Source organism: Streptomyces sp. JLYT201 (assembly GCF_059448825.1).
Genome location: NZ_CM182551.1, coordinates 4,375,299 through 4,396,041, shown reverse-complemented (window position 1 = coordinate 4,396,041; position 20,743 = coordinate 4,375,299). Strand labels below are relative to the sequence as shown.

Genomic DNA, 20,743 nt, shown 5'->3' with positions numbered 1-20,743 from the left:
CCGCGTTCCGCGACGGGATCAGAGCCGCTCAGGCGTCCTGATGCCCAGGAGGGCCATGCCCTGGTGGAGGGTGCGGGCCGTCAGGTCGCAGAGGAACAGGCGGTTCTCGACCTGGGCCGGGGTGTCCGCCTTCAGGACCGGGCACTTGTCGTAGAACGTCGTGTACAGGGACGCCAGCTGGTAGAGGTAGGCCGCCAGCTTGTGCGGGGCGTACTCGGCGGCGGCCTCGAAGACCGTGTCGCCGAACGCGTCCAGGTGCAGGCCGAGGGCGCGCTCCGCCGGGGACAGCTCCAGCTCGGGGTGCGCGGCCGGCCGGGTCTCGCCCGCCTTGCGCAGGATCGACTGGATGCGGGCGTACGCGTACTGGAGGTAGACGGAGGTGTCGCCGTTGAGCGAGACCATCTGGTCCAGGTCGAACTTGTAGTCGCGGCTCGGCGACGTGGACAGGTCCGCGTACTTCACCGCGCCGATGCCGACCTGCGCGGCCCGCTCCTGGATCTCGTCCTCGGTGAGGTCCTGCGCCTTCTCGCGCACGACCTCGGCGGCGCGCTGCACCGCCTCGTCGAGGAGGTCCTCAAGCCGCACGGTCTCGCCCTCACGCGTCTTGAACGGCTTGCCGTCCGCGCCGAGCACCGTGCCGTAGCCCATGTTGTGCGCGGTGACGTCGTCGTTCAGCCACCCGGCCCGCCGGGCCGTCTCGAAGACCATCCGGAAGTGCAGGGACTGGCGCACGTCCACCACGTACAGGAGCGTCGTCGCGTGCAGGCCGAAGACGCGGTCGCGGATCGCCGACAGGTCGGAGGCCGCGTAGCCGAAGCCGCCGTCGGCCTTCTGCACGATCAGCGGGACCGGCTTGTCGTCCTTGCCCTTGATGTCGTCGAAGAAGACGACGAGCGCGCCCTCGGAGCGGACGGCGACGCCCGACTCCTCCAGCATGCGGGCCGTCTCGGCCATCATGTCGTTGTACGCGGACTCCCCGACGATCTCCTCGTCGCGGATCCGCATGTCCAGCTTCTCGAAGACCGAGTAGAAGTAGACCTTCGACTCGTCCACGAACCGCTGCCACAGCTCCAGGGTCTCCTTGTCGCCTGACTGGAGGGCGACGACCCGCTTGCGGGCCCGCTCCTTGAAGTCCTCGTCGGCGTCGAAGACCGCGCGCGAGGCCTTGTAGACCCGGTTCAGGTTCGACATGGCCTGCTGGCCGTCCGTGTCGGTCTCCCCGGCAAGCTCGCCCGGGTTCTCGATCAGGTACTGGATGAGCATGCCGAACTGGGTGCCCCAGTCGCCGATGTGGTGCCGGCCGACCGTCCGCTCGCCGGTGAAGTCGAGCATGCCGCGCAGCGCGTCACCGATGACCGCCGAGCGCAGGTGGCCGACGTGCATCTCCTTCGCCACGTTCGGCTGGGCGTAGTCGACGACCGTGGTGCCCGGCTCGGCCTTCACGGGCACGCCGAGGCGGTCGCCGTCGGCCGCGCGGGCCGCGAGCGTCTCGGTGATCGCCCGGTCCGTGACCGTGATGTTCAGGAAGCCGGGACCGGAGACCTCGACGTCCTTCAGGAGCTCCGGGGCGTCGATCGACTCGACGACCCGCGTCGCCAGGTCACGCGGGTTGGCCTTCTGCTTCTTGGCGAGCGCGAGGATCCCGTTGGCCTGGAAGTCGGCCCTGTCACTGCGTCGCAGCAGCGGGTCGGCGGGGGCGGCCTCCGGCAGGGCTGCCGAGAGGGCGTCCGCGAGGCGCTGGTGGACGGAGGCGGTGAGGGACTGGACCGAGGCCATGGAGTGGGTGCCGTTCTCCTCGAGGGTGTGGGTAGACCTGGTCAGTATCCCACGGGGCGTCCAGCGGATTTCGCGGTCGCGACGGGCCCGCACACCGGCGCTCCACCGCAGGTGGCGGGCGGAACGGAAAGGCGTTTTCGCGCTTGCGGGGCGACCTGGGAGAATGGTGCGGTCCAGCGGTACGCCCGTACGTACCGGCATCGAGGCAGGAAAAGAAGGGCGCCGATCGTGGCTCAGAGCACCGATACCACCGACTGGGTCTCCCGCTACGCGGACGAGGTCATCGCCGAGTCGGAGCGTCGTGCCGCGGGCGCGAAATCCGCCACCGCCGCACCGGCGATCGTGGTGGCCTCGGGCCTGTCCCCCTCCGGCCCCATCCACCTGGGCAACCTGCGCGAGGTCATGACCCCGCACCTGGTCGCCGACGAGATCCGCCGCCGCGGCCACACGGTGCGCCACCTGATCTCCTGGGACGACTACGACCGCTACCGCAAGGTCCCGGCCGGTGTCCCCGGCGTCGACGAGTCCTGGGCCGAGCACATCGGCAAGCCGCTGACCTCGGTGCCCGCCCCCGCCGGATCCGCGCACCCGAACTGGGCCGAGCACTTCAAGTCCGCGATGATCGCCTCCCTGCGCGAACTGGGCGTCGAGTTCGACGGGATCAGCCAGACCGAGCAGTACACCTCGGGGACGTACCGCGAGCAGATCCTGCACGCGATGAAGCACCGCGCCGACATCGACGCGATCCTCGACCAGTACCGCACCAAGAAGGACCCCGCCAAGGGCAAGAAGCAGGCCCAGAAGCCCGTCGACGAGGCCGAGCTCGAGGCCGCGGAGGGCTCCGGCGCCGCGGGCGAGGACGACGGCAGCGGCGGCTCCGCCGGGTACTTCCCGTACAAGCCGTACTGCGGCCGCTGCGAGAAGGACCTCACCACCGTCACCTCCTACGACGACGCCACCACCGAGCTGGCCTACGTCTGCACCGCGTGCGGCTTCGACGAGACCGTCCTGCTGAGCGAGTTCAACCGCGGCAAGCTCGTCTGGAAGGTCGACTGGCCCATGCGCTGGGCCTACGAGGGCGTGGTCTTCGAGCCGAGCGGCGTGGACCACTCGTCCCCCGGCTCCTCGTTCGTCGTCGGCGGCCAGATCGTCCGGCAGATCTTCGACGGCGTGCAGCCCATCGGCCCCATGTACGCCTTCGTCGGCATCAGCGGCATGGCCAAGATGTCCTCCTCCCGCGGCGGCGTGCCCACGCCCGCCGACGCGCTGAAGATCATGGAAGCGCCGCTGCTCCGCTGGCTGTACGCGCGCCGCAAGCCCAACCAGTCCTTCAAGATCGCCTTCGACCAGGAGATCCAGCGGCTCTACGACGAGTGGGACAAGCTGGAGGCCAAGGTCGCCGACGGCAGCGCGCTGCCCGCCGACGCCGCCGCGCACGCCCGCGCCGTGCGCACCGCCGCGGGCGAGCTGCCGCGGACCCCGCGCCCGCTGCCCTACCGCACGCTGGCCTCCGTCGCCGACATCACCGCCGGGGCCGAGGACCAGACCCTGCGGATCCTGAGCGACCTCGACCCGTCGGAGCCGCTCGCCTCCCTCGACGAGGTCCGGCCCCGGCTCGACCGCGCCGAGAACTGGATCACCACGCAGGTCCCCGCCGACGCCCGCACCATCGTGCGGTCCGAGCCGGACGCGGAGCTCCTGTCCTCCCTGGACGACGAGGCCCGCGCATCGCTGCGGCTCCTCCTGGAGGGCCTGGACTCGCACTGGTCCCTGGACGGTCTGACGCACCTCGTGTACGGCGTGCCGAAGGTGCGGGCCGGGTTCTCGGCCGACGCCACGGCCAAGGAGCTGCCGCCGGAGATCAAGGTGGCGCAGCGCACCTTCTTCGCGCTCCTGTACCGCCTCCTGGTCACCCGGGAGACCGGGCCGCGGCTGCCCACGCTGCTGCTCGCGGTCGGGGCGGAGCGGGTGCGCAAGCTCCTCGGAGCCTGACCTGGCCCCTGGGCCTTGCACGGGGGCCGCGCCGCGCGCGAGCGCTGTGGCCCCCGCCGAGCCGTAACGCCCGGGCCCAGGCGACACGGTTGCTCGGCAGCTGCGGCTGTGCCCACCCGTCCCGCCCTGCGGGACGATTGCCCACAGCGGAGAGGGCGGGGCGGCGCCGCGTGCGCGGGGCGGTCCCACCACCCGTCCCCGCCCGGGGTTCGGCGTGGGGGCGACCCACCTGGCCGTGGCGCGGGGCGTCGGGGGCGGGCGGGGGAAGCCGGGTGTTGCGGGTGGGTGGGTGGGAGAGGGAACCCGTTCAGCCGCGCTCGGTCAGGCGATGTGTTCCTCGGCGTCCAGGTCCTGCTGGTAGCGGTCCCGGAAGCCGCGCAGGTAGGGGCGGAGCGTGCTCTCCGCGAGGGGGCCGCCGGCCTGGCCCGTGATGCCGTACAGGTCCATCAGGTACAGGCTGAACTGCCGGGCGTTCGGATAGTCCCCCATCTCGCTCACGTACTTGCGGAAGGCGTTGAAGTACGCCTCCTCGCGCGTCATGTCGTCCGGCAGGCCCGGACCGCCCTCGACGGGCTCGGGCAGCGGCTCCGGTTCCGCCTCGGGCTGCGGCTCCTCGGGGGACCGCTCGGCGCGCGGGTTCGGGATCAGCTGGCCGTTCGCCAGCGGGCGGGTGCGGCCGGGCCCCGACGGGACGCGGAACCCGGGCGGGTCCGCAGCCTCCGCCGGCTCCGGAGCGGCGACCGGAACCTGCTGCGCGTACGGCCGCGCGTCCTCGAACGTCTCGTAGGCCTCGTACGCCTGCCGCTCTTCGTACGCCTGCTGCTCCTCGTACGCCGCCTGCTCGTCGTACCACTCCTCGTACGGGCCCTCCGGGTCGTACGGGAGCGGCGCCTCGCCCTGGGCGCGCTGCTGCTGCGGCGCCGCGAACCACGGGCTGCCGTGCTGCCCGGGCGCCCGCTGATCCTCGACCTGCTCAGCCTGCTCGACCTGCTCGACCTGCTCGACCTGCTCGACCTGTTCGACCTCCATGGGCTGCTGAGGCCGCTGGGGCTTGTGGAGGTCCACGGGCTGCTCGGGCCGCTCGGGCCGCTCCGGTTCGGGGGCGGCCGCCGCCGGGCCGGGCGCCGGGGTCAGCTCCGGCTGCTGGGCGGCCGGCGCGACCACGGGCACGACGGCGGGCGCGGGCACGGGCGGCAGCAGCGCCGGCTCGATGCCCGCCGCGGCCAGCCCCGCCGGAGCGGTCTCCGCCAGCGGCACACCGTAACGGGCGAGCCGCAGCGGCATCAGCGACTCCACCGGAGCCTTGGTGCGCCAGCGCCGCCCGAAGCGGGAGCGCAGCCGCGCCTGGTAGACGAGCCGCTCCTGCTCCAGCTTGATGACCTGGTCGTAACTGCGCAGCTCCCACAGCTTCATCCGGCGCCAGAGCAGGAACGTGGGCAGCGGGGAGAGCAGCCAGCGCGTCAGGCGCACGCCCTCCATGTGCTTGTCGGCCGTGATGTCCGCGATCCGCCCGACCGCGTGCCGCGCGGCCTCCACCGCCACCACGAACAGCACCGGGATCACGGCGTGCATGCCCACGCCCAGCGGATCCGGCCACGCCGCCGCGCCGTTGAACGCGATCGTCGCCGCCGTCAGGAGCCACGCCGTCTGGCGGAGCAGCGGAAACGGAATGCGGATCCAGGTGAGGAGCAGGTCGAGCGCGAGGAGCACACAGATGCCCGCGTCGATGCCGATGGGGAACACCACCGAGAAGGTGCCGAAGCCCTTCTTCTCGGCGAGCTCGCGCACGGCCGCGTACGAACCGGCGAAGCCGATACCGGCGATGACGAGCGCACCGAAGACGACGACCCCGATGAGTATCCGGTGCATGCGTGTCAGCTGCATCGCGGCCACCCGCGAACCCCTCCCTATTCCGGCTGTTGCGAGCGACAGCGTGGCACATGTGTGCGGCCGAGCGTGAGCCGGTACCGCTGGCCCGGGCGTCGGCACACCGTCCGGACCGCGTGTCACAGGTCGTCAACAGCACCAACCGAACGAGAAGTTCCGCTCTCTTGCAGTACGGACGGAAAGCCCCCGTCCGCCGCCCGCACCAGCCGAGGAGACCCCCGCCATGACCGAGACCGCCACCGCCGGAATCCGCACCTTCCGGCGCCGGGCCACGGCGCTCGCCGTCGCAGGTACGGCCCTCGTCCTCGCCGTCCCGGCCTCGGCGACGGCCCTGGCGGGGCAGGGCGCGGCCGCGGCGGCCGACCCGGTCTCCGTCCTGAAGTACACCGCCAAGGAGCGCAAGGACGCCCTCGCCTACTGGACGCCCGCCCGGATGAAGGCCGTCGGGAAGTCCGTGGACCTCGGCCCGACGGGCCCGAAGGCCAAGCCGTGGCGGGGCCCCGCGCTGAAGACCGTCGGGCGGCTCTTCTTCGTCAACGCAGGCGGCGCCGACACCTGGTGCACCGCCACGGCCGTGAAGAGCGCCAACCGCTCCGCCGTGATGACCGCGGCCCACTGCGTGCGCCGGGGCTCATCGCCGTACAACACCAACACCGCCATGGTGTTCGCCCCCGCCTACCACCAGGGCAGGACGCCGTACGGCGCGTTCGCCGTCCGGCAGGCCGCGACCCCGCGCACCTGGGAGAAGGACTCCGTCAACGACATGTCCGCGCTGACCGTCGACGCCGACAGGAACGGCAGGAAGGTCACCGACGTCGTGGGCGGCCAGGCCATCGCCTTCGACCGCCCGGTGGGCGGCACCGTCTCCGCCTTCGGCTACCCCGCCACCCGCCCGCAGCGCGGCGAGGAACTCCTGCGCTGCACCGGTACGGCCAAGAAGGAACACGGCCAGCAGGCCATCTCCTGTGACATGAGCGGCGGTTCCAGCGGCGGCCCGTGGCTGGCCGGATTCAACGCCACCACGGGCAAGGGCGGCGTCCTGATCTCGGTCAACAGCGCGCTGGACTCGCTGACCCCGACCAAGATGTACGGAGAGGTGTGGAAGGCCACGGCCCGGAAGGTCTACGACCGGGCGCAGGGCCGCTGACGAAGAACCGGAAGCCCGGCCGCGCACCGCGGCCGGGCTTTTCCGGGCCTGTCTGCCCGCGTGTCCGCCCGTCCGGCGGGCCCGCTCTAGTGCTTGGCGCCGTCGAGGGCCGAGCCCTTGCCGTCACCGGCCTTCGGCTTGTCCTTGGCGTCGCTCTTCGCGCCGTCATCGGCGCTGTCCTTCGCGCCGTCCTTCGTGTCGCCCTTGGCGTCGCCCTTCGGCTTGTCCGAAGTCGCCGGGCCGCCCGCCTTGTTCGCCGCCACGACCGACGCGGCGGCCTCCTTCGCGGCCTTCTGCGTGGCCTTGCCGAGGTCCGCGGCGTTCGGCTGCTTGTCGCCCGCGAGGCCCGCGCCGTTGTAGTCGACCGTGACGACGGCGTTCTCCACGCGCGTCACCAGGGTCTGCTGCTTGAAGGTCTCCTTGTCCTTGGTCACGTCGTAGCTGACCAGCGTCGCCTGGTCGCCCGTGCCCGGCACCGGAGTGGTCTTCACGCTCTTCGCGCCCTTGACCGCCTGCGCGTCCGCGACCTGCTTGGCGAAGTTGGCCTGTGCGCGCTTGGCGCCGCTGCCCAGGGACTGGTCGGACTCGAAGCGGTTCAGGGAGACCCGCAGCCAGCGGAACTGGGAGCCGTCGACGCCGTTGTCCTCCAGGCTCTCCCAGGTGCAGTTGCCACGCGTCGACACGTCGTCCGACGTGCCCGTCTTGCCCGCCTTGTCCTTGGCGGACGGCACGAGGCCGCCGAGGGTCTTCTTCGAGAGCGTCCTGCAGGGCTCGGGAAGCTTGCCGTACGCGGCCTTCTCGACGGTCGCGGCCTCACCGCCGGAGCCCTTCGACGCCGAGGCGGAGGGCTTGTCCGCGGAGTCCTTCTTGCCGCCGTCCGAGCCGGAGCCGGAGTCGTCGCCGCTGCAGGCGGCGGCGAAGAGGATCACCGGTGCGGCGGCCGCGCCCACCAGAACGCGGGTGAGTCGCTGTCGCTGTCGCTGTGCGGGTCGGTGCATGGTTCCTTCACTCGTGTTCGCTCGTGGCGTCCGTGCCGGGTGCGCAGGGACCCACAGGGTCCGTTGGGCCACCGTACGCGGTGAGCGACGCGGGTGACCCGGCTTCCCGGGAGCCCGGACCGGCCTCCCGGACCCGTCAGCCGTTGAACCTGTCGGTGAGGTTTTCGGCCAGTTCGCGCGCGTTGTCCTGCATTTCCTTGGAGTCCGGGACCTCGGTGCGGCGGGCGGGCTGCTCGTCGTACTCGACGGTGACGACGACGTTCGACGTGCGGAACACCACAGTCACGGTCCGGTGGCGGCTCGCCGACGCGGCGGTGCTGAGCACGTCCGCGAGGAACGCCTCGTCGCCCAGGTCGTCCAGGGAGCGGGACTCCAGGCCCTCGGGGGTGGCCTCGGGGTCGAGGGTGTCCCCGGGCTCGGCCCCGTCGCCCTTCCCGACCTCGGCGGCCGCGCCGCCCTGCGCCCTGGCGGCGACCTGGGTCCCTGCGGATCCCTCGGGCTTCCCGGACCCCGTGGGCTCCTCGGACGCCTCGGGATCCTTCGACCCCTTCGACCCCTTCGACCCCCCGGGCTCGTCGGACTCGTCCGACCCTTCGGATCCGGACGGGGACGGGGACTCCTCCTCGGACCCCGAGGCCGACGGCTCCGGGAGGTCCGCCTCGCGGAGCTTCGTCCGGTAGACCTCCTGCGCGCGGGCGTCGTCGCTCACGGCCCCGTCGTAGGAGACGACGCGCTCGAAGTCGACGAGCAGGTGGTGCGTGGCGTCGGGCGACTCGACCTTCCAGCGGCAGCCCACGCGGCGGTCGGTGTCGTAGGTGACCGTGGGGGAGCCCCCGTAGGCCTTCTCGCGCTGGTCGGCGTCCTCGATCTCCTCGATGCCGGGCAGCATCGCGTCGAGCGTCGAGTTGTCGACCGCGCCGCAGGGCTCGGGCAGCGTGCGGTACCTGCCGGGCTCGGCGGCCGTCGTCGAGCCGCTCGCGTCACCGGACTTGCCGTCGCCGCCGTCGTCGTGGCCCGAGCCGCCGGTGCAGCCGGCGAGCAGTGCCACGAGGAGGACCGCGGCGCCCGGTACGTAGACCTTCCTCCGCTGCACCGTGCTGGCTCCTCTCGGTCCTGTCCGGTCCGTCCGGCCTGGTTATTGGGTTGCCGCCGGCGGGCGGCCGGTGGACACAATGTGTATCGCACGCGCTGCCGTGGACGCCGGTCCGTTTTCCCATTCGTTGACCTTGGCGCCGGTATTTGCGCTCCAGTGCTTTTGATTTGGTTCCGGGGGAATGAGGACGGTATGTCGTACGTAGAGGTTCCGGGCGCGCAGGTGCCGATCCGGATGTGGGCCGACCCCGGCACGGTCGAGGACGTCGCGATGCAGCAGCTGCGGAACGTGGCCACGCTGCCGTGGATCAAGGGCCTGGCCGTCATGCCGGACGTCCACTTCGGCAAGGGGGCGACGGTCGGCTCCGTGATCGCCATGAAGGACGCGGTGTGCCCGGCGGCGGTCGGCGTCGACATCGGCTGCGGCATGTCCGCCGTCCGCACGTCCCTCACCGCGAACGACCTCCCCGGTGACCTGTCCCGCCTCCGCTCGAAGATCGAGCAGGCCATTCCGGTGGGCCGCGGGATGCACGACTCGCCGGTCGACCCGGGCGCCTTCCACGGCTTCGCCACGGCGGGGTGGGACGGGTTCTGGGGGCGGTTCGAGGGGGTGGCTGAAACGGTCAAATTCCGTCAGGAACGTGCCATCAAGCAGATGGGAACGCTCGGAAGCGGGAACCACTTTGTTGAAGTTTGCACGGATGTGTCGGGTTCTGTTTGGTTGATGCTGCACTCCGGCTCCCGCAACATCGGCAAGGAGCTGGCCGACCACCACATCGGCGTGGCCCGCGACCTGCCGCACAACCAGGGCCTGGTGGACCGCGACCTGGCGGTCTTCGTCGCCGATACCCCGCAGATGGCGGCGTACCGCAACGACCTCTTCTGGGCCCAGGAGTACGCGAAGTACAACCGCGCGATCATGATGGCGCTCCTGAAGGACGTCGTCCGCAAGGAGTTCAAGAAGGCCAGGCCGACGTTCGAGCAGGAGATCTCCTGCCACCACAACTACGTGGCGGAGGAGCGGTACGACGGCATGGACCTGCTCGTCACCCGCAAGGGCGCGATCCGCGCGGGCTCCGGCGACTACGGCATCATCCCGGGTTCCATGGGCACCGGCTCGTACATCGTGAAGGGCCTCGGCAACGAGGCGTCGTTCAACTCGGCCTCGCACGGCGCGGGCCGCAGGATGAGCCGGAACGCCGCGAAGAAGCGCTTCTCCACGCAGGACCTGGAGGAGCAGACGCGGGGCGTGGAGTGCCGCAAGGACGCGGGCGTCGTGGACGAGATCCCCGGCGCGTACAAGCCGATCGAGAAGGTCATCGACCAGCAGACCGACCTGGTCGCCGTCGTGGCGAAGCTCAAGCAAGTGGTGTGCGTGAAGGGCTGACACCCCCCATCCGCGTTCGGGGCTACTTCGCGTGGGAGACCGCGTAGATCATGACGAAGGCCACGATGTGGATGCCGAAGAGGAAGTACGCGAGGTACCACCACACCATGCGTTCGTTCTTCTTCTCCTCGGCCAGGCGGCGGGACTCCTGCTCGTAGCGGAGGCGGTCGAGGGGGTCCGTGGAGTCGGGGGAACCGCCGGGGGTGCCGGGGTCGTCGGCGGCGTAGGTCACGGCTGTTCCCGGTGGACCTTCGTGTTGGAGGCCTGGGCGCGGGGGCGGACCACCAGCAGGTCGACGTTGACGTGCGGCGGGCGGGTGACCGCCCAGGTGATCGTGTCGGCGACGTCCTCGGCGGTCAGGGGCTCGGCCACGCCCGCGTAGACCTTCGCGGCCTTCTCCGCGTCGCCGCCGAAGCGGGTGAGGGCGAAGCCCTCGGTCCTGACCATGCCGGGGGCGATCTCGATGACGCGCACGGGGGTGCCGACGATCTCCAGGCGGAGGGTCTCGGCGAGGACGTGGGCGCCGTGCTTGGCGGCCACGTAGCCCGCGCCGCCCTCGTACGTGGCGTGGCCCGCGGTGGAGGAGACGACGACCACCGTGCCGTCGCCGCTCGCGGTGAGGGCGGGCAGCAGGGCCTGGGTGACGTTCAGGGTGCCGATGACGTTCGTCTCGTACATCTGCCGCCAGTCGGCCGGGTCGCCGGTGGCGACCGGGTCGGCGCCGAGCGCGCCGCCCGCGTTGTTCACCAGGACGGCGATCTTCTGGAAGGCCGTGGCGAAGGTGTCGACGGCCGCGCGGTCGGTGACGTCGAGGCCGTACGCCGTCGCGCTGTGGCCCGCCGCCGTCAGCTCCGCCGCGAGCGCCTCGACGCGGTCCTTGCGGCGGGCCGTCAGGACGACGCGGTATCCGGCCTCGGCGAGGCCGCGCGCCGTCGCGGCGCCGATGCCGCCGCTGGCGCCGGTGACGACGGCGATGCCGGGCTTGCGGGGGGTGTCGGCGTGCGGCGTGGACGGCATGGGGGCTGCTCCCTCGGGTGCGGGGCTCGTACGGGCGTTCTCTCGCTCCGGCAGCCAGGATAGGCGGGGTGCCTCACTCGCCTCGCGGCGCGTACATGATCAGGGCCATGCCCGCGAGGCACACCAGGGCGCCGATGACGTCCCACCGGTCGGGCCGGTAGCCGTCCGCGACCGCGCCCCAGGCGAGCGACCCGGCCACGAAGACGCCGCCGTACGCCGCCAGGATGCGGCCGAACTCGGCGTCGGGCTGGAGCGTCGCGACGAAGCCGTAGAGGCCGAGGGCGAGGACGCCCGCGCCGATCCACACCCAGCCCCGGTGCTCCCGCACGCCTTGCCAGACGAGCCAGGCGCCGCCGATCTCGAAGAGCGCGGCGAGGGAGAAGAGGGCGGCAGAGCGGGCGACGAGCATGGCGCCCAGGGTGTCACGGGCCACGGCGACGGCCGGTCCGCGGCCCTGGTCGAGGGTGCTGTGTCGGGCCGCCGTGCCGCCTCCGCGGTTTCGCTGTCGCGCTGCCGTGCGGTCTCTGCGGTTTCGCTGCCGCTGCCGCTGCCGCGCTGCCGCGGGGGCCGGTCCGTCGCGTCCGTGTCGCGCGTCCCGCCCCCGGCGTCAGCCGGTCCCGGCCTCCCGCGCTGCGCCTCCCCTCAGGTCCAGCGCCCAGTCGTTGCACCGGCTCCAGCGGCCCTTGGGGTACTCGAAGTCGCCCGCGCCCACGAGGGTGAAGCCCGCCTTGCGGCAGACCGCGTTGGACGGGGCGTTCGTCGCGGCGGGGAAGGCGTGCAGCGAGCCGTGGCGGGCGGCCGCGCGGGCGTCCTCGACGGCCAGGAGGGTGGCGGTCACGGCGAGGCCCCGGCCCTGGAACGCCGGCAGGACGCCCCAGCCCGTCTCCCAGATCGTCTGCCCGGCGTGGATCGCCTCCCAGTACCCGACGAGGCCCGCGGCCTCTTCCGCGTCCGGCGTCACGATCTTGAACATCCGGCCCGTGCCGCCCAGGTTCAGATATCTGTGGTGGCGGTCGCGGAGCTTCTCCTCCGGCTCGGGGCCGCCCAAGTGCTCCGTCATCGCGGGGGTGTTGTGCCGGACGAGCTGCGCGAAGTCACCCTCGCCGTACGGGACGAGGCGGACCGGTGGCGGCTGTGCCGTGGTGGGTGTGCGCTCCATGTCCTCACGGTAGGGGGAGGGTCTGACAACGCCGCCCTGGCACGGGATGACCAGCGCCAGTCTTCCGCTGGCGTGCCATTGCAGCCACCATGGAAGCGGATTCTGAGTCGCGGAACCGTTACGTCAGGGGGAACCACGGTATGGCGGAGTCTGCGAAGGACTTCTGTTCCGACTTGGTCGATCTGTCCGGGGTCTCCTTGGTCTCCTTGGCGGAGCTGCACGCCGGTGACGATCCGGCGCTGCGGCGGGCACTGCACCGGGCCGCGCGCCGGGCGAGCGTGTTCGCCGGCACGCTGGACGAGCAGAACAGTGAGGAAATGACACTGCTGCGCGGGGACCGGCCGAGGCGCCGGAGGTGACCGACGGGCGGTTGGACCTGTATCGGCTCCCCGAGGAGTCGTTGAGGTCCATCGCCGCAGGTGACGCCCGGGTTCCGGAGCTGCGGCTGCTGCGCTCCGCCCAGCGCAGCCACCTGCTGCTCGTGCTGAGGTCGCTGGTCGACCACAGCGGTGTGGCGCGGGCCCGGCCGCCCCGCGTCGGCGCGGTGGCGTCGGCGGAGTCGGCCTGGCGCCTGCTCGCGGCCGTGCAGCGCAGTGACCCGGGCGCGGTCGACGCGGTGCTCGCGGATCCCATGGTGATGGCCTGGGCCATGCGGCTGCTGCGGCGGCTGCGCGGCGTCGGGCGGGGTGCCGCTTCTTCGGCGGCGCCGCTGTGGGCGGATGTCGGCCAGTTGTACGCGCTGGCAGCGGCGGCGGCACTGCGTGCCGGGCGGGACGCCGTGGTGGGCGTGCCGGCCCACCGGGGCGTGGTGTGGGTGCCCGGTGCCGGCGTCGTGGGGCCGCTGTCGGCGCGCAGGTGGAGCGGGGCCGAGGTCCGGGTGGCCGCGCACGACGCCGTCGTTCGGGGGGAGGGCGGGGAGGTGCGGTTGCCCCGGGACCTGGGGGAGTCCGCGCCCGGGTGGCATCCGCTTCCGGTGCTGTGGGACGCGGCGCCCTGGTCCGGTGAGCCGGGGGCCGCGCTCTGCTTCGACACGGTGACGCCGTACCGCGACTTCGTGGTGTCCCCGCGGGCTCCGGCGCGGATGGCGGAGCGGCGGTTCGGGCTGTGGCGGGAGCGGGTCGCCGGTGCGTGCGCCCTGCTGGCCCGGGAGTCCCCGGCGGACACGGTGCGCCTTGCGGCGCTGGTGCGGGTTCTGGTGCCCCGGGCCTTCGCCGCGTCCACGCGGGGGCAGGTGGCCAGTTCCTCCTCGCCGGACGCCTTCGGTGCGGTCACCCTTTCGCTGCCGTACGACGAGGCGCAGATGGCCGCCACGCTGGTGCACGAGACCCGCCATCAGCAGTTGAACGCGCTGCTCAGCCTCGTACCGCTGGTGCGGGAGCCGGACGGGGGCGGGCAGGGGCCGCTGCACTACGCGCCTTGGCGCAGCGATCCACGGCCGGTGCACGGCCTGTTGCACGGGGTGTTCGCGTTCGCGGGGGTGACGCGATTCTGGCGGCTGCACCGGGAGTTCGTCACGGGGGACGAGGCGCGGCGTGCCGACTTCGAGTTCGCCGTGTTCCGGGACCAGGTGCGGGAGGTGGCCGCCGTTCTGTTGGCCGGCGCGGAACTCACCGCGGCAGGGCGGCTGTTCGTGGAGGAGATCGCGGGGGCGGCCGAGCGGTGGGCGAAGGAGGACGTCATGGCCGAGCCCGCGCGGCTGGCCGCGCACTACTGCGCGTTGCGGCGGGCGGTGTGGCGGGCGCGGCACCTGGAGTTCGACGGGGCGGTGGCGCGGCGGGCCGCTGCCGCGCGGGCGGCGGGTGAGGCCGCTCCGCCGCTGCCGGGGTCGTGGCTGCGGCCGCGCCCGGACGCGATCCGTACGGACACCTTCGGGCATGTGGTCCGGCTCTACCTGGGGGCGCCGGACGAGTTCGTCCGCTGCTGGGAAAAGGCCGACGCGGCGGGGGACGCGGTGATCGGCGCCGAGTGCGCGGCGGTGGCCGGGGACGCCGAGGGCGCCGCGCGCCGTTACGCGGCGTGGGCCGCGGCCGAACCGGGTGACGCGGAGGCGTGGATCGGCGCGGTGCTCGCGGAACGGGGCCGCTCGGCGGCCGGGGAGCTGTTGCTCGGCCGCCCGGAGGCCGTGGCGGCGGTGCGCCGGGCGGTGGCGGCCGAAGGGGTGGAGCCGCCGGGCCCGTTGGAGCTCGCCGAGTGGCTGCGCGGCGCTGTCGCCGTGCCCGGCGGCGCCAGTGGCGACAGCAGGTAGAGCGGCGGCGACAGCAGGTGGCGACGACAGCGACTGGCGTGGCTAGAGCGAGATCAGGTCGATGTCCGCATTGGCCCTGAGTCCCTTCTCGGCGTCGCGGGTCGCGGGGTGGGACGGGCCCAGGATGGTCCGGTAGGTGGACAGTGCCTCTTCGAGGATCTGGCTGCTCTCCTCCGTCCGGCCCAGGGCCTTGAGGTCGTGGCTGAGGTTCAGCTGGACGGCGAGGTTCGCGGGGTGCCGTTCGCGCAGCCGGGCGGCCTCCTCGGCGACGGCCGCGTCGATCTCGTAGGCCCGGTCGGGGCGGCCGAGTGCGAAGTGGTCGCTGGCCAGGTTCATCCGGGCGAGCAGGGTGCGCGGGTGCTCGGCCGAGAGCGTGCGGGTCAGCCCGTCGACGATCTCCTGGTCCAGGGCGAGGGCGCCGTCGTTCTCGCCGAGCAGGCGCAGGGTCACGGCGAGGTTCATGGCCATGGCGTGGCTGTGCGGGTGTTCGCGGCCGTAGAGCCCGCGGTGCTCCTCCAGGGCCTGTTCGGTCAGCTGCCTGGCCTCTTGCAGCTTGCCGACCTGGCGCAGGTCGTTGGCGTGGCTGATGGCCATCTGCAGGTACTGGCGGCTGCGCTCCCCGAAGCGGTTGCGCACCAGGGAGATGTAGGGGGTGGAGAGTTCGTACGCGCCTTCGTGGTCGCCCTTCTTGCGGCGGGTCACGCACAGGTTGCGGACGACCTGGACGGTGAACCAGTGGTCGCCGCCGAGCTGTTCGCGCAGGTCCTCGGCGAGTTGTTCGTAGCCTTCGAGGGACTCCTCGTACCGGCCCACTTCCTGGAGGTCGAGCAGGTAGGCGTTGTAGGTGGTCAGGGTGTAGAGGTGGTCCTCGCCGAGGACCTCGACGCGGCGTTGCCACGTGTCGTGGTCCAGCTCCCGGGCCTTCTCCGGTGAGCCCGCGAGGCGCAGGCTCACCGCGTAGTTGTGGGCGGTGAGGAGGGTGGCGGGGTCGTCGGGGCCGAATTCCGCGAGGCTCGTCTCGTAGACGCGCTGGTCGATCTCGCGGGCTTCGTAGAAGTTGCCGCGGATGCGGTGGTTGCCCGCCATGAAGCTCTGGGCCTGGAGGGTGTTCTCGTGGGCGTCGCCGAGGACCCTGCGGTAGCGCTCGACGAGTTCGGCCTGCATGTGGAAGGCGCGGTCGAGGTCGAGGTTCTGCTCGCGCAGGGTCTCGGCGATCTGCTGGTCGATGCCGAGGACTTCCTCGTGCTCGTCGCCGAGTCGCTGGCGCCAGATCTCCGCCGCCCGCTCCCCGAGGTTGAGGGCGGCGGCGTAGTCCCCCCTGGCCCGTAGGAACCACACCTCGTTGAGGACGAGGCGGCGGGTCCAGCCCTCTTCGCATTCGACGGCGTTGGAGGCCCGCAGGTGGGTGAGGAGGGAGGAGTAGCGCGGCCAGAAGGTGGCGCGCTGGGGGTTCCTGGGGTCCGCGTTGGAGAGGAGCTGGTGGGCGGCGTGCCGCATCTGGGCCCGCTCCTGGGGGTTCATCTGCTCGACGAGGACGCGCTGGACCAGGCGGTGCAGCTGGACGGTCGACTGGCGGTGGTCGATGCGGGCGAGGGCGTAGCGGCCGATCTCGCGGACGGCGCGGCCGAGTTTGACGGGGTCGTCGAGCGCGGCCTGGAGTTCCTGGGGCACGGAGATGCCGCGGACGGCGGAGAAGAGGTCCCAGGAGATGGGTTCGGGGGCGAAGAAGGCGCAGACCTGGAGGAGTTGGAGGGCGTCGGGGCGGTCCTCGCGGAGGCGTTCCAGGGACACGTTCCAGGCGGCGGCGACCGGCATCTCGTAGTCGGGCGGCGGGTCGGACTGGAGGAGCTCGGCCCATTTGCGTTCGAAGAGTTCCAGGTACTGCTGGACGGGCATGCCCGTCTCGGCCAGCCAGACGGAGGCCTGTTCGACGGCCAGGGGGAGGTCGCCGAGGGAGGCGGCGAGGTGGTTGACGGCCTCGTCGGGGAGTTCGGGGCTGCGGCGGCGCAGCAGCGAGACGCTCTCCTCGCGGGCGAACACGTCGACCTCCAGGGAACTCGCGGTGCTGGACCACTGGACGTTGCGGGAGGTGACGAGGATTCGTCCGGGGCCGTCACTGGGGAAGTACTTGCGTACTTCTTTGGGGTCTTCGGCGTTGTCGAACACCAGGAGCCAATCGCTGTAGGGCTCGCCCCTGCGCAGCGCGTCGAGGACGGCCGGCACCGCGGAGATCTCGGAGCCGGCCTGGAGCCCCATCTGTTCGCCCAGTTCGATGAGGGACTGGACGATCTGGTTCTCCTGCTCGGAGGCCACCCACCAGATGAGCCGGTAGTCGCGGCTGTGCCGGTACACGTATTCGACGGCGATCTGTGACTTCCCCACGCCGCCCATGCCGTGCAGTGCCTCGGGGAGCACCGCGGTGACGCCGGTGCCGAGGCGGTCCTGCAGTTGTTCGAGCAGGGTTTGGCGGCCGGTGAAGTTCCTGTTCCGCTGCGGTACGTTCCCCCAGATTCGGGGCGGGTCGTGCGGGCCGCGCGGGCCCGGGGCAACCGGCAGACCGGCAGACACGGCGGGGCCTCCAGAAAGGGAGCGAGGGGGAGCTGAGGGGGTGGGGGGTGGGGTGGTGGCGGTGGGGCTGGGAGCAGTGGGGGGTGGGGCGGTGGGGGACGCGGCCCGGGATGGGGGCGGCGCCGAAAAGCCCTCGCGGTCCGGGGTGTTCGCCGGGGCTTGCGGCCGGTACCGTATCGCAGTTTGATGGCTCTTTTTCAAGTTTGACCCGCTATCAGCCTTTGAGTACTGTAATGAATGCTTATGTCCTGATGTAAAGGCTTCGGCTTCCGTCAGGGCGCGCGGGCCTGCCGCATGGCTTTGCAACAGCCTTCCCAGGTGATTGGCGCGGGCGAGATAGGGCCCCGAAAGGGCGCAGAGCGCGGTGTAGAGATGGGCCACGAAAGGGCGCGTCCGGTCCGTGATCGGCGGGTCCGCGGGGTCGCCGTCCGGCGCGACCAGGGCGCCGCCGCCCTCCCAGAGCGCTTCGAGCCGGGGCCCCAGGAACCCTTGGACCTGCCGCAGCGCCCCGATGGTGTCGGCGCGCCGCCCGAGCGCGAGCAGCTCCTCGCGCACGCCCTCCACGAAGTCGTACGACACGGTGTACGCGTCCTCGACGTCGGCGCTGTCGTCGCCGCGGCGCACCAGGCCGAGCAGCACGATCTCGGCCAGGTTCCAGAACCGGGTGCCCGGCAGGGCCTGTTGGAGCAGCCGCATGACCGGCAGGTTCAGGGGCACCGCCGCCAGGCGCTTGGCCAGGGCGAAGGCGGCGGGCGAGGCGGTGGCGCGGAACCGGCGCACCATGGCCGCCGCCCGCTCGGCGCGGTCCCGCTCCGGCGACGGCTCGGGCGCGGCGCCCCGGCGCGGCTCGTCGGTCGCGTCGAGGCCGTCCAGGAGCACGTTGGCGAGGCGCTCGGGCACCGGGCCGACCGCCTGCGCGCGCAGGTCCCCGGCCGGTGCCGTCAGGAGCGCGGCGATGCGGTGCCACTGGCTGGTGTCGGCCGCGGCCACCAGGCGGGCCCAACGGCCGAGGGACTCCGGCCGCAGCTCCACGACCGGGACGGCGATGGCGTCCGCGGGGCCCGGCTCGGGAACGGCGTGGGGCGCCAGGGCGTCGGCTTCCGGGGAGCAGGTCTCGGCGTCGTAGCGGCGGTTGGGCTCGGCCGGGGACGCGGTGCGCAGCCGGGTGGGCGTGACCGTGGGCAGGGTGAGGTCCCACAGGTGCTGGGGCAGCACGTTCAGGACGGCGGTGGGGGAGGTGCCCGCGAGGCGGTGCAGGAACGCGGCGGCGCTGCCGTCGCGCCAGGCGTCGTGGCCGCCGTCCGTGACGACGAGGACCAGTTGGCGCGCGCTCGGGGACAGGGCGGCGGGCGGGGCCCCGTGCGGGCTCCAGCGCAGCCGCCGCACCGTGCGGAACGCCGCCGTCTGCTCCATCAGCGCGACGATCTGGCGGGCCGTGCGGTGCCACAGGGCCATCGAGGGGCCGTCGTCCACGAGCAGCAGCAGGTCCTGCCGCCGCTCCGGCAGCGAGCGGCACACCGGCGTCCACAGGCCGTCCACGGCGGCCTGCTCGGCGGTGGCCTCCTCGTCGAGGGCCGTGTCGTACGGCGAGGACCAGAACAGGCGCAGCGGGCGCAGGGCGCGGCCGAGGGCGAGGGAGTCGAGCCGCGGGCCCTCGGCGCGGGCGGCCTGCTCGGCCCCCGGGGCGCCGCCGAAGCCGCCGCGCAGGCCGACGAGCGGCCTGACGGGGGCGGCGGCGACGGGGGGAGCCTTCTCGTGGGCGGCCCGCGGCTGCTCCTGGGGGTGTTGCTGGGCGCGCTCCTGCGGGCGCTGCCGGGGGTGTTCCTGGGGACGTTCCTGCGGGTGTTCGTGCGTGCGCTCGCCCGGGGCGTCAGGGGCGTCAGGGGCGTCGGGCGCGTCGGCGGCGGCAGGGGCGGGGCGCCCCGGCGCGATCGTGCCGCGCGCCGCCTGCTGCGGCGGGAACACCGGCAGCGCCGCGTCCCGGCAGGCGGCCAGGTACACGGCGTCCGCGAGCTCGGTCCACGTGGGTCCGTCCGGATTCGGGGTGTCCGGGGCCTGCCCGGCGCGCGCGGACTCCCGTGCGGCCTCGGGCGGCGGCTCCGCGGCGGCGACCGTCATCCCGGCCTCGATTCCGCCCCCGCCCCGTCGAGCCGGTGCCACAGGGCGTCGACCAGTTCGTCGAGCGCCCCCGCGTCGGCGGGTAGGCGTCCCGAGGTTGTCAAGTACACGGAGTTCAGCAGCTGGTCGATGGCGAGGCCGCCGCGCTCCCGGCTGCGCCGGAGGAACCGCTCGATCAGGTCGCCGCCGTCCCCGGCGCGAGTGGCCGCGCCTTCGGCGAGGTGTGCCGTCACCATGTCGACGAGCTGCGTACGATCCGGATCCGACATATGCAGGCGCAAACAGCGACGTAAGAAGGCGGGCGGGAACTCGCGTTCGCCGTTGGACGTGATGACCACGATCGGGAAGGCGCGGCAGCGGACGACGCCGCCGGTGATCTCCGCGGCGCCCTCCGGGTCGTCGGTCAGGACGGTCACGCGCGGATGGCGCCGCCGGGCCCGCAGCAGCTCGGAGATGGGGAACTGGCCCTCTTCGAAGACGCTCAGCAGGTCGTTGGCCAGGTCCTGGTCGCTCTTGTCCAGCTCGTCGATCAGCAGCACGCGCGGCGTCTCGTACGGGAGCAACGCCGTTCCCAAGGGGCCGAGTTGGACGTAGTCGCCGATCCCGGGGAGCTGCTCGTCGCTCGCCGCCGCCGGGCCGTCGGCCGTCCGGGGTGCGGCGGGGGAGTCCTCCGCCGTGTGCAGCGCGCGCAGTGCGGCGGAGTCCTGGACGCGGCCGATCGCGTCGTACTCGTACAGGCCCGAGCGCAGGGTCGTCCTGCTGGTGATGTGCCAGCGCAGCACCCGGCCGAGCCGCAGCTCGCGGCTGATGCGGTAGGCGAGGCTGCTCTTGCCCGTGCCGGGCCGGCCCGTCACGAGGAGCGGGCGTCGCAGAAGCAAAGCAGCATTGACCATGTCGGCCTCGCGCCGCAGCTGCTCGGAGGCCGGGGAGCGCCCGGACGGCCTGCCGAGCCTGCGCGCGACCTCGTCGTCGTCGGCGGGGGGCGGCGGCACCACGGGCCCGCCGGTGAACCGGCGCCAGGGCGGTGGATCGGGCAGCAGCTCGCGCAGGGTCGTGTCGTACAGGGGCTGTCCCGAACCCCGGTAGATCCACCAGCGGTTCTGGCTGGCGGAACCGGAAGGTCCGGCAGGCGCAGGGGAGTTGGGGGAGTCGGAGGCACCGGAGGCACCGGAAGGGCCGGATCCGGGGTCGGGTCCGGCCTCGACGGGGCCGGGGCCCGCGGCCGACGGGTCCGCCGTCTCCGCGGGTGTCGCCGTGTCCGTGTCAGGAGTCTTGTCCTGTGACCGGACGTCCTCGGCGCCCGCCGCGCCGACCGGGCGGATCCCTTGAGGCACGCCGTCCTCGGGAAGCATCGCGT

The 20,743-nt window shown here is 72.7% G+C and carries 15 protein-coding genes; 5 read left to right on the top strand and 10 right to left on the bottom strand.

Annotation, left to right across the window (positions count from 1 at the left end):
- Positions 1 to 18: 18 nt before the first annotated feature.
- Entirely contained in the window at positions 19 to 1,776 is a 1,758-nt protein-coding gene (gene argS, locus AC5WAM_RS17935; RefSeq protein ID WP_495523144.1) for an arginine--tRNA ligase, read from the bottom strand.
- Positions 1,777 to 2,001: 225 nt separating this feature from the next.
- Between argS and lysS the strand changes: the two genes are divergently transcribed.
- A complete protein-coding gene (gene lysS / locus AC5WAM_RS17930; RefSeq protein WP_366791128.1) occupies positions 2,002 to 3,768 on the top strand; it encodes a lysine--tRNA ligase in 1,767 nt (588 codons plus the stop codon).
- Between the two features lie 321 nt (positions 3,769 to 4,089).
- Here lysS and AC5WAM_RS17925 read toward each other — a convergent pair whose 3' ends face one another.
- Complete coding sequence (locus tag AC5WAM_RS17925) at positions 4,090 to 5,652, bottom strand: DUF2637 domain-containing protein (protein ID WP_495523143.1); 1,563 nt, start codon at positions 5,650 to 5,652, stop codon at positions 4,090 to 4,092.
- Between the two features lie 226 nt (positions 5,653 to 5,878).
- On the opposite strand from AC5WAM_RS17925, the gene AC5WAM_RS17920 reads away from it, so the two are divergent.
- Positions 5,879 to 6,802 (top strand): trypsin-like serine peptidase, encoded by a 924-nt coding sequence (locus tag AC5WAM_RS17920; RefSeq protein WP_495523142.1) that lies wholly within the window; start codon positions 5,879 to 5,881, stop codon positions 6,800 to 6,802.
- Positions 6,803 to 6,888: 86 nt separating this feature from the next.
- On the opposite strand, the gene AC5WAM_RS17915 is transcribed toward AC5WAM_RS17920, so the two are convergent.
- Entirely contained in the window at positions 6,889 to 7,800 is a 912-nt protein-coding gene (locus AC5WAM_RS17915; RefSeq protein ID WP_495523141.1) for a DUF3558 domain-containing protein, read from the bottom strand.
- A 136-nt stretch (positions 7,801 to 7,936) separates the two neighbouring features.
- A complete protein-coding gene (locus tag AC5WAM_RS17910) occupies positions 7,937 to 8,893 on the bottom strand; it encodes a DUF3558 domain-containing protein (RefSeq protein ID WP_495523140.1) in 957 nt (318 codons plus the stop codon).
- A gap of 192 nt (positions 8,894 to 9,085) precedes the next feature.
- On the opposite strand from AC5WAM_RS17910, the gene AC5WAM_RS17905 reads away from it, so the two are divergent.
- The gene (locus tag AC5WAM_RS17905; RefSeq protein WP_495523139.1) at positions 9,086 to 10,279 is read left to right on the top strand and encodes an RtcB family protein; all 1,194 of its coding nucleotides are present in this window, start codon (positions 9,086 to 9,088) and stop codon (positions 10,277 to 10,279) included.
- Positions 10,280 to 10,301: 22 nt separating this feature from the next.
- On the opposite strand, the gene AC5WAM_RS17900 is transcribed toward AC5WAM_RS17905, so the two are convergent.
- From AC5WAM_RS17900 to AC5WAM_RS17885, 4 genes are all read right to left on the bottom strand, one after another.
- A complete protein-coding gene (locus tag AC5WAM_RS17900; RefSeq protein ID WP_138961172.1) occupies positions 10,302 to 10,511 on the bottom strand; it encodes a hypothetical protein in 210 nt (69 codons plus the stop codon).
- Positions 10,508 to 11,296, bottom strand: coding sequence for an SDR family NAD(P)-dependent oxidoreductase (locus AC5WAM_RS17895; protein WP_495523138.1), 789 nt, complete (start codon positions 11,294 to 11,296; stop codon positions 10,508 to 10,510). Before AC5WAM_RS17895 ends, AC5WAM_RS17900 begins: the two co-directional genes overlap by 4 nt.
- Before the next feature lie 73 nt (positions 11,297 to 11,369).
- A complete protein-coding gene (locus AC5WAM_RS17890) occupies positions 11,370 to 11,705 on the bottom strand; it encodes a YnfA family protein (RefSeq protein WP_495523604.1) in 336 nt (111 codons plus the stop codon).
- 198 nt (positions 11,706 to 11,903) lie between these two features.
- On the bottom strand, positions 11,904 to 12,455 hold the full coding sequence (locus tag AC5WAM_RS17885; protein WP_495523137.1) for a GNAT family N-acetyltransferase: 552 nt from the start codon (positions 12,453 to 12,455) through the stop codon (positions 11,904 to 11,906).
- Between the two features lie 140 nt (positions 12,456 to 12,595).
- Here AC5WAM_RS17885 and AC5WAM_RS17880 point away from each other — a divergent pair, with 140 nt between their 5' ends.
- Both AC5WAM_RS17880 and AC5WAM_RS17875 read left to right on the top strand, forming a co-directional pair.
- Positions 12,596 to 12,814, top strand: a complete 219-nt coding sequence (locus AC5WAM_RS17880; RefSeq protein ID WP_366790992.1) for a hypothetical protein — start codon at positions 12,596 to 12,598, stop codon at positions 12,812 to 12,814.
- Complete coding sequence (locus AC5WAM_RS17875; protein WP_495523136.1) at positions 12,811 to 14,700, top strand: HEXXH motif domain-containing protein; 1,890 nt, start codon at positions 12,811 to 12,813, stop codon at positions 14,698 to 14,700. The genes AC5WAM_RS17880 and AC5WAM_RS17875 overlap by 4 nt, the downstream gene beginning before the upstream one ends.
- A 42-nt stretch (positions 14,701 to 14,742) precedes the next feature.
- On the opposite strand, the gene fxsT is transcribed toward AC5WAM_RS17875, so the two are convergent.
- Both fxsT and AC5WAM_RS17865 read right to left on the bottom strand, forming a co-directional pair.
- Positions 14,743 to 19,386: an FxSxx-COOH system tetratricopeptide repeat protein gene (fxsT, locus tag AC5WAM_RS17870; RefSeq protein WP_495523135.1), complete on the bottom strand. Its 4,644-nt coding sequence runs from the start codon at positions 19,384 to 19,386 to the stop codon at positions 14,743 to 14,745.
- Entirely contained in the window at positions 19,383 to 20,738 is a 1,356-nt protein-coding gene (locus AC5WAM_RS17865; protein ID WP_495523134.1) for an AAA family ATPase, read from the bottom strand. The genes fxsT and AC5WAM_RS17865 overlap by 4 nt, the downstream gene beginning before the upstream one ends.
- Positions 20,739 to 20,743 lie beyond the last annotated feature (5 nt).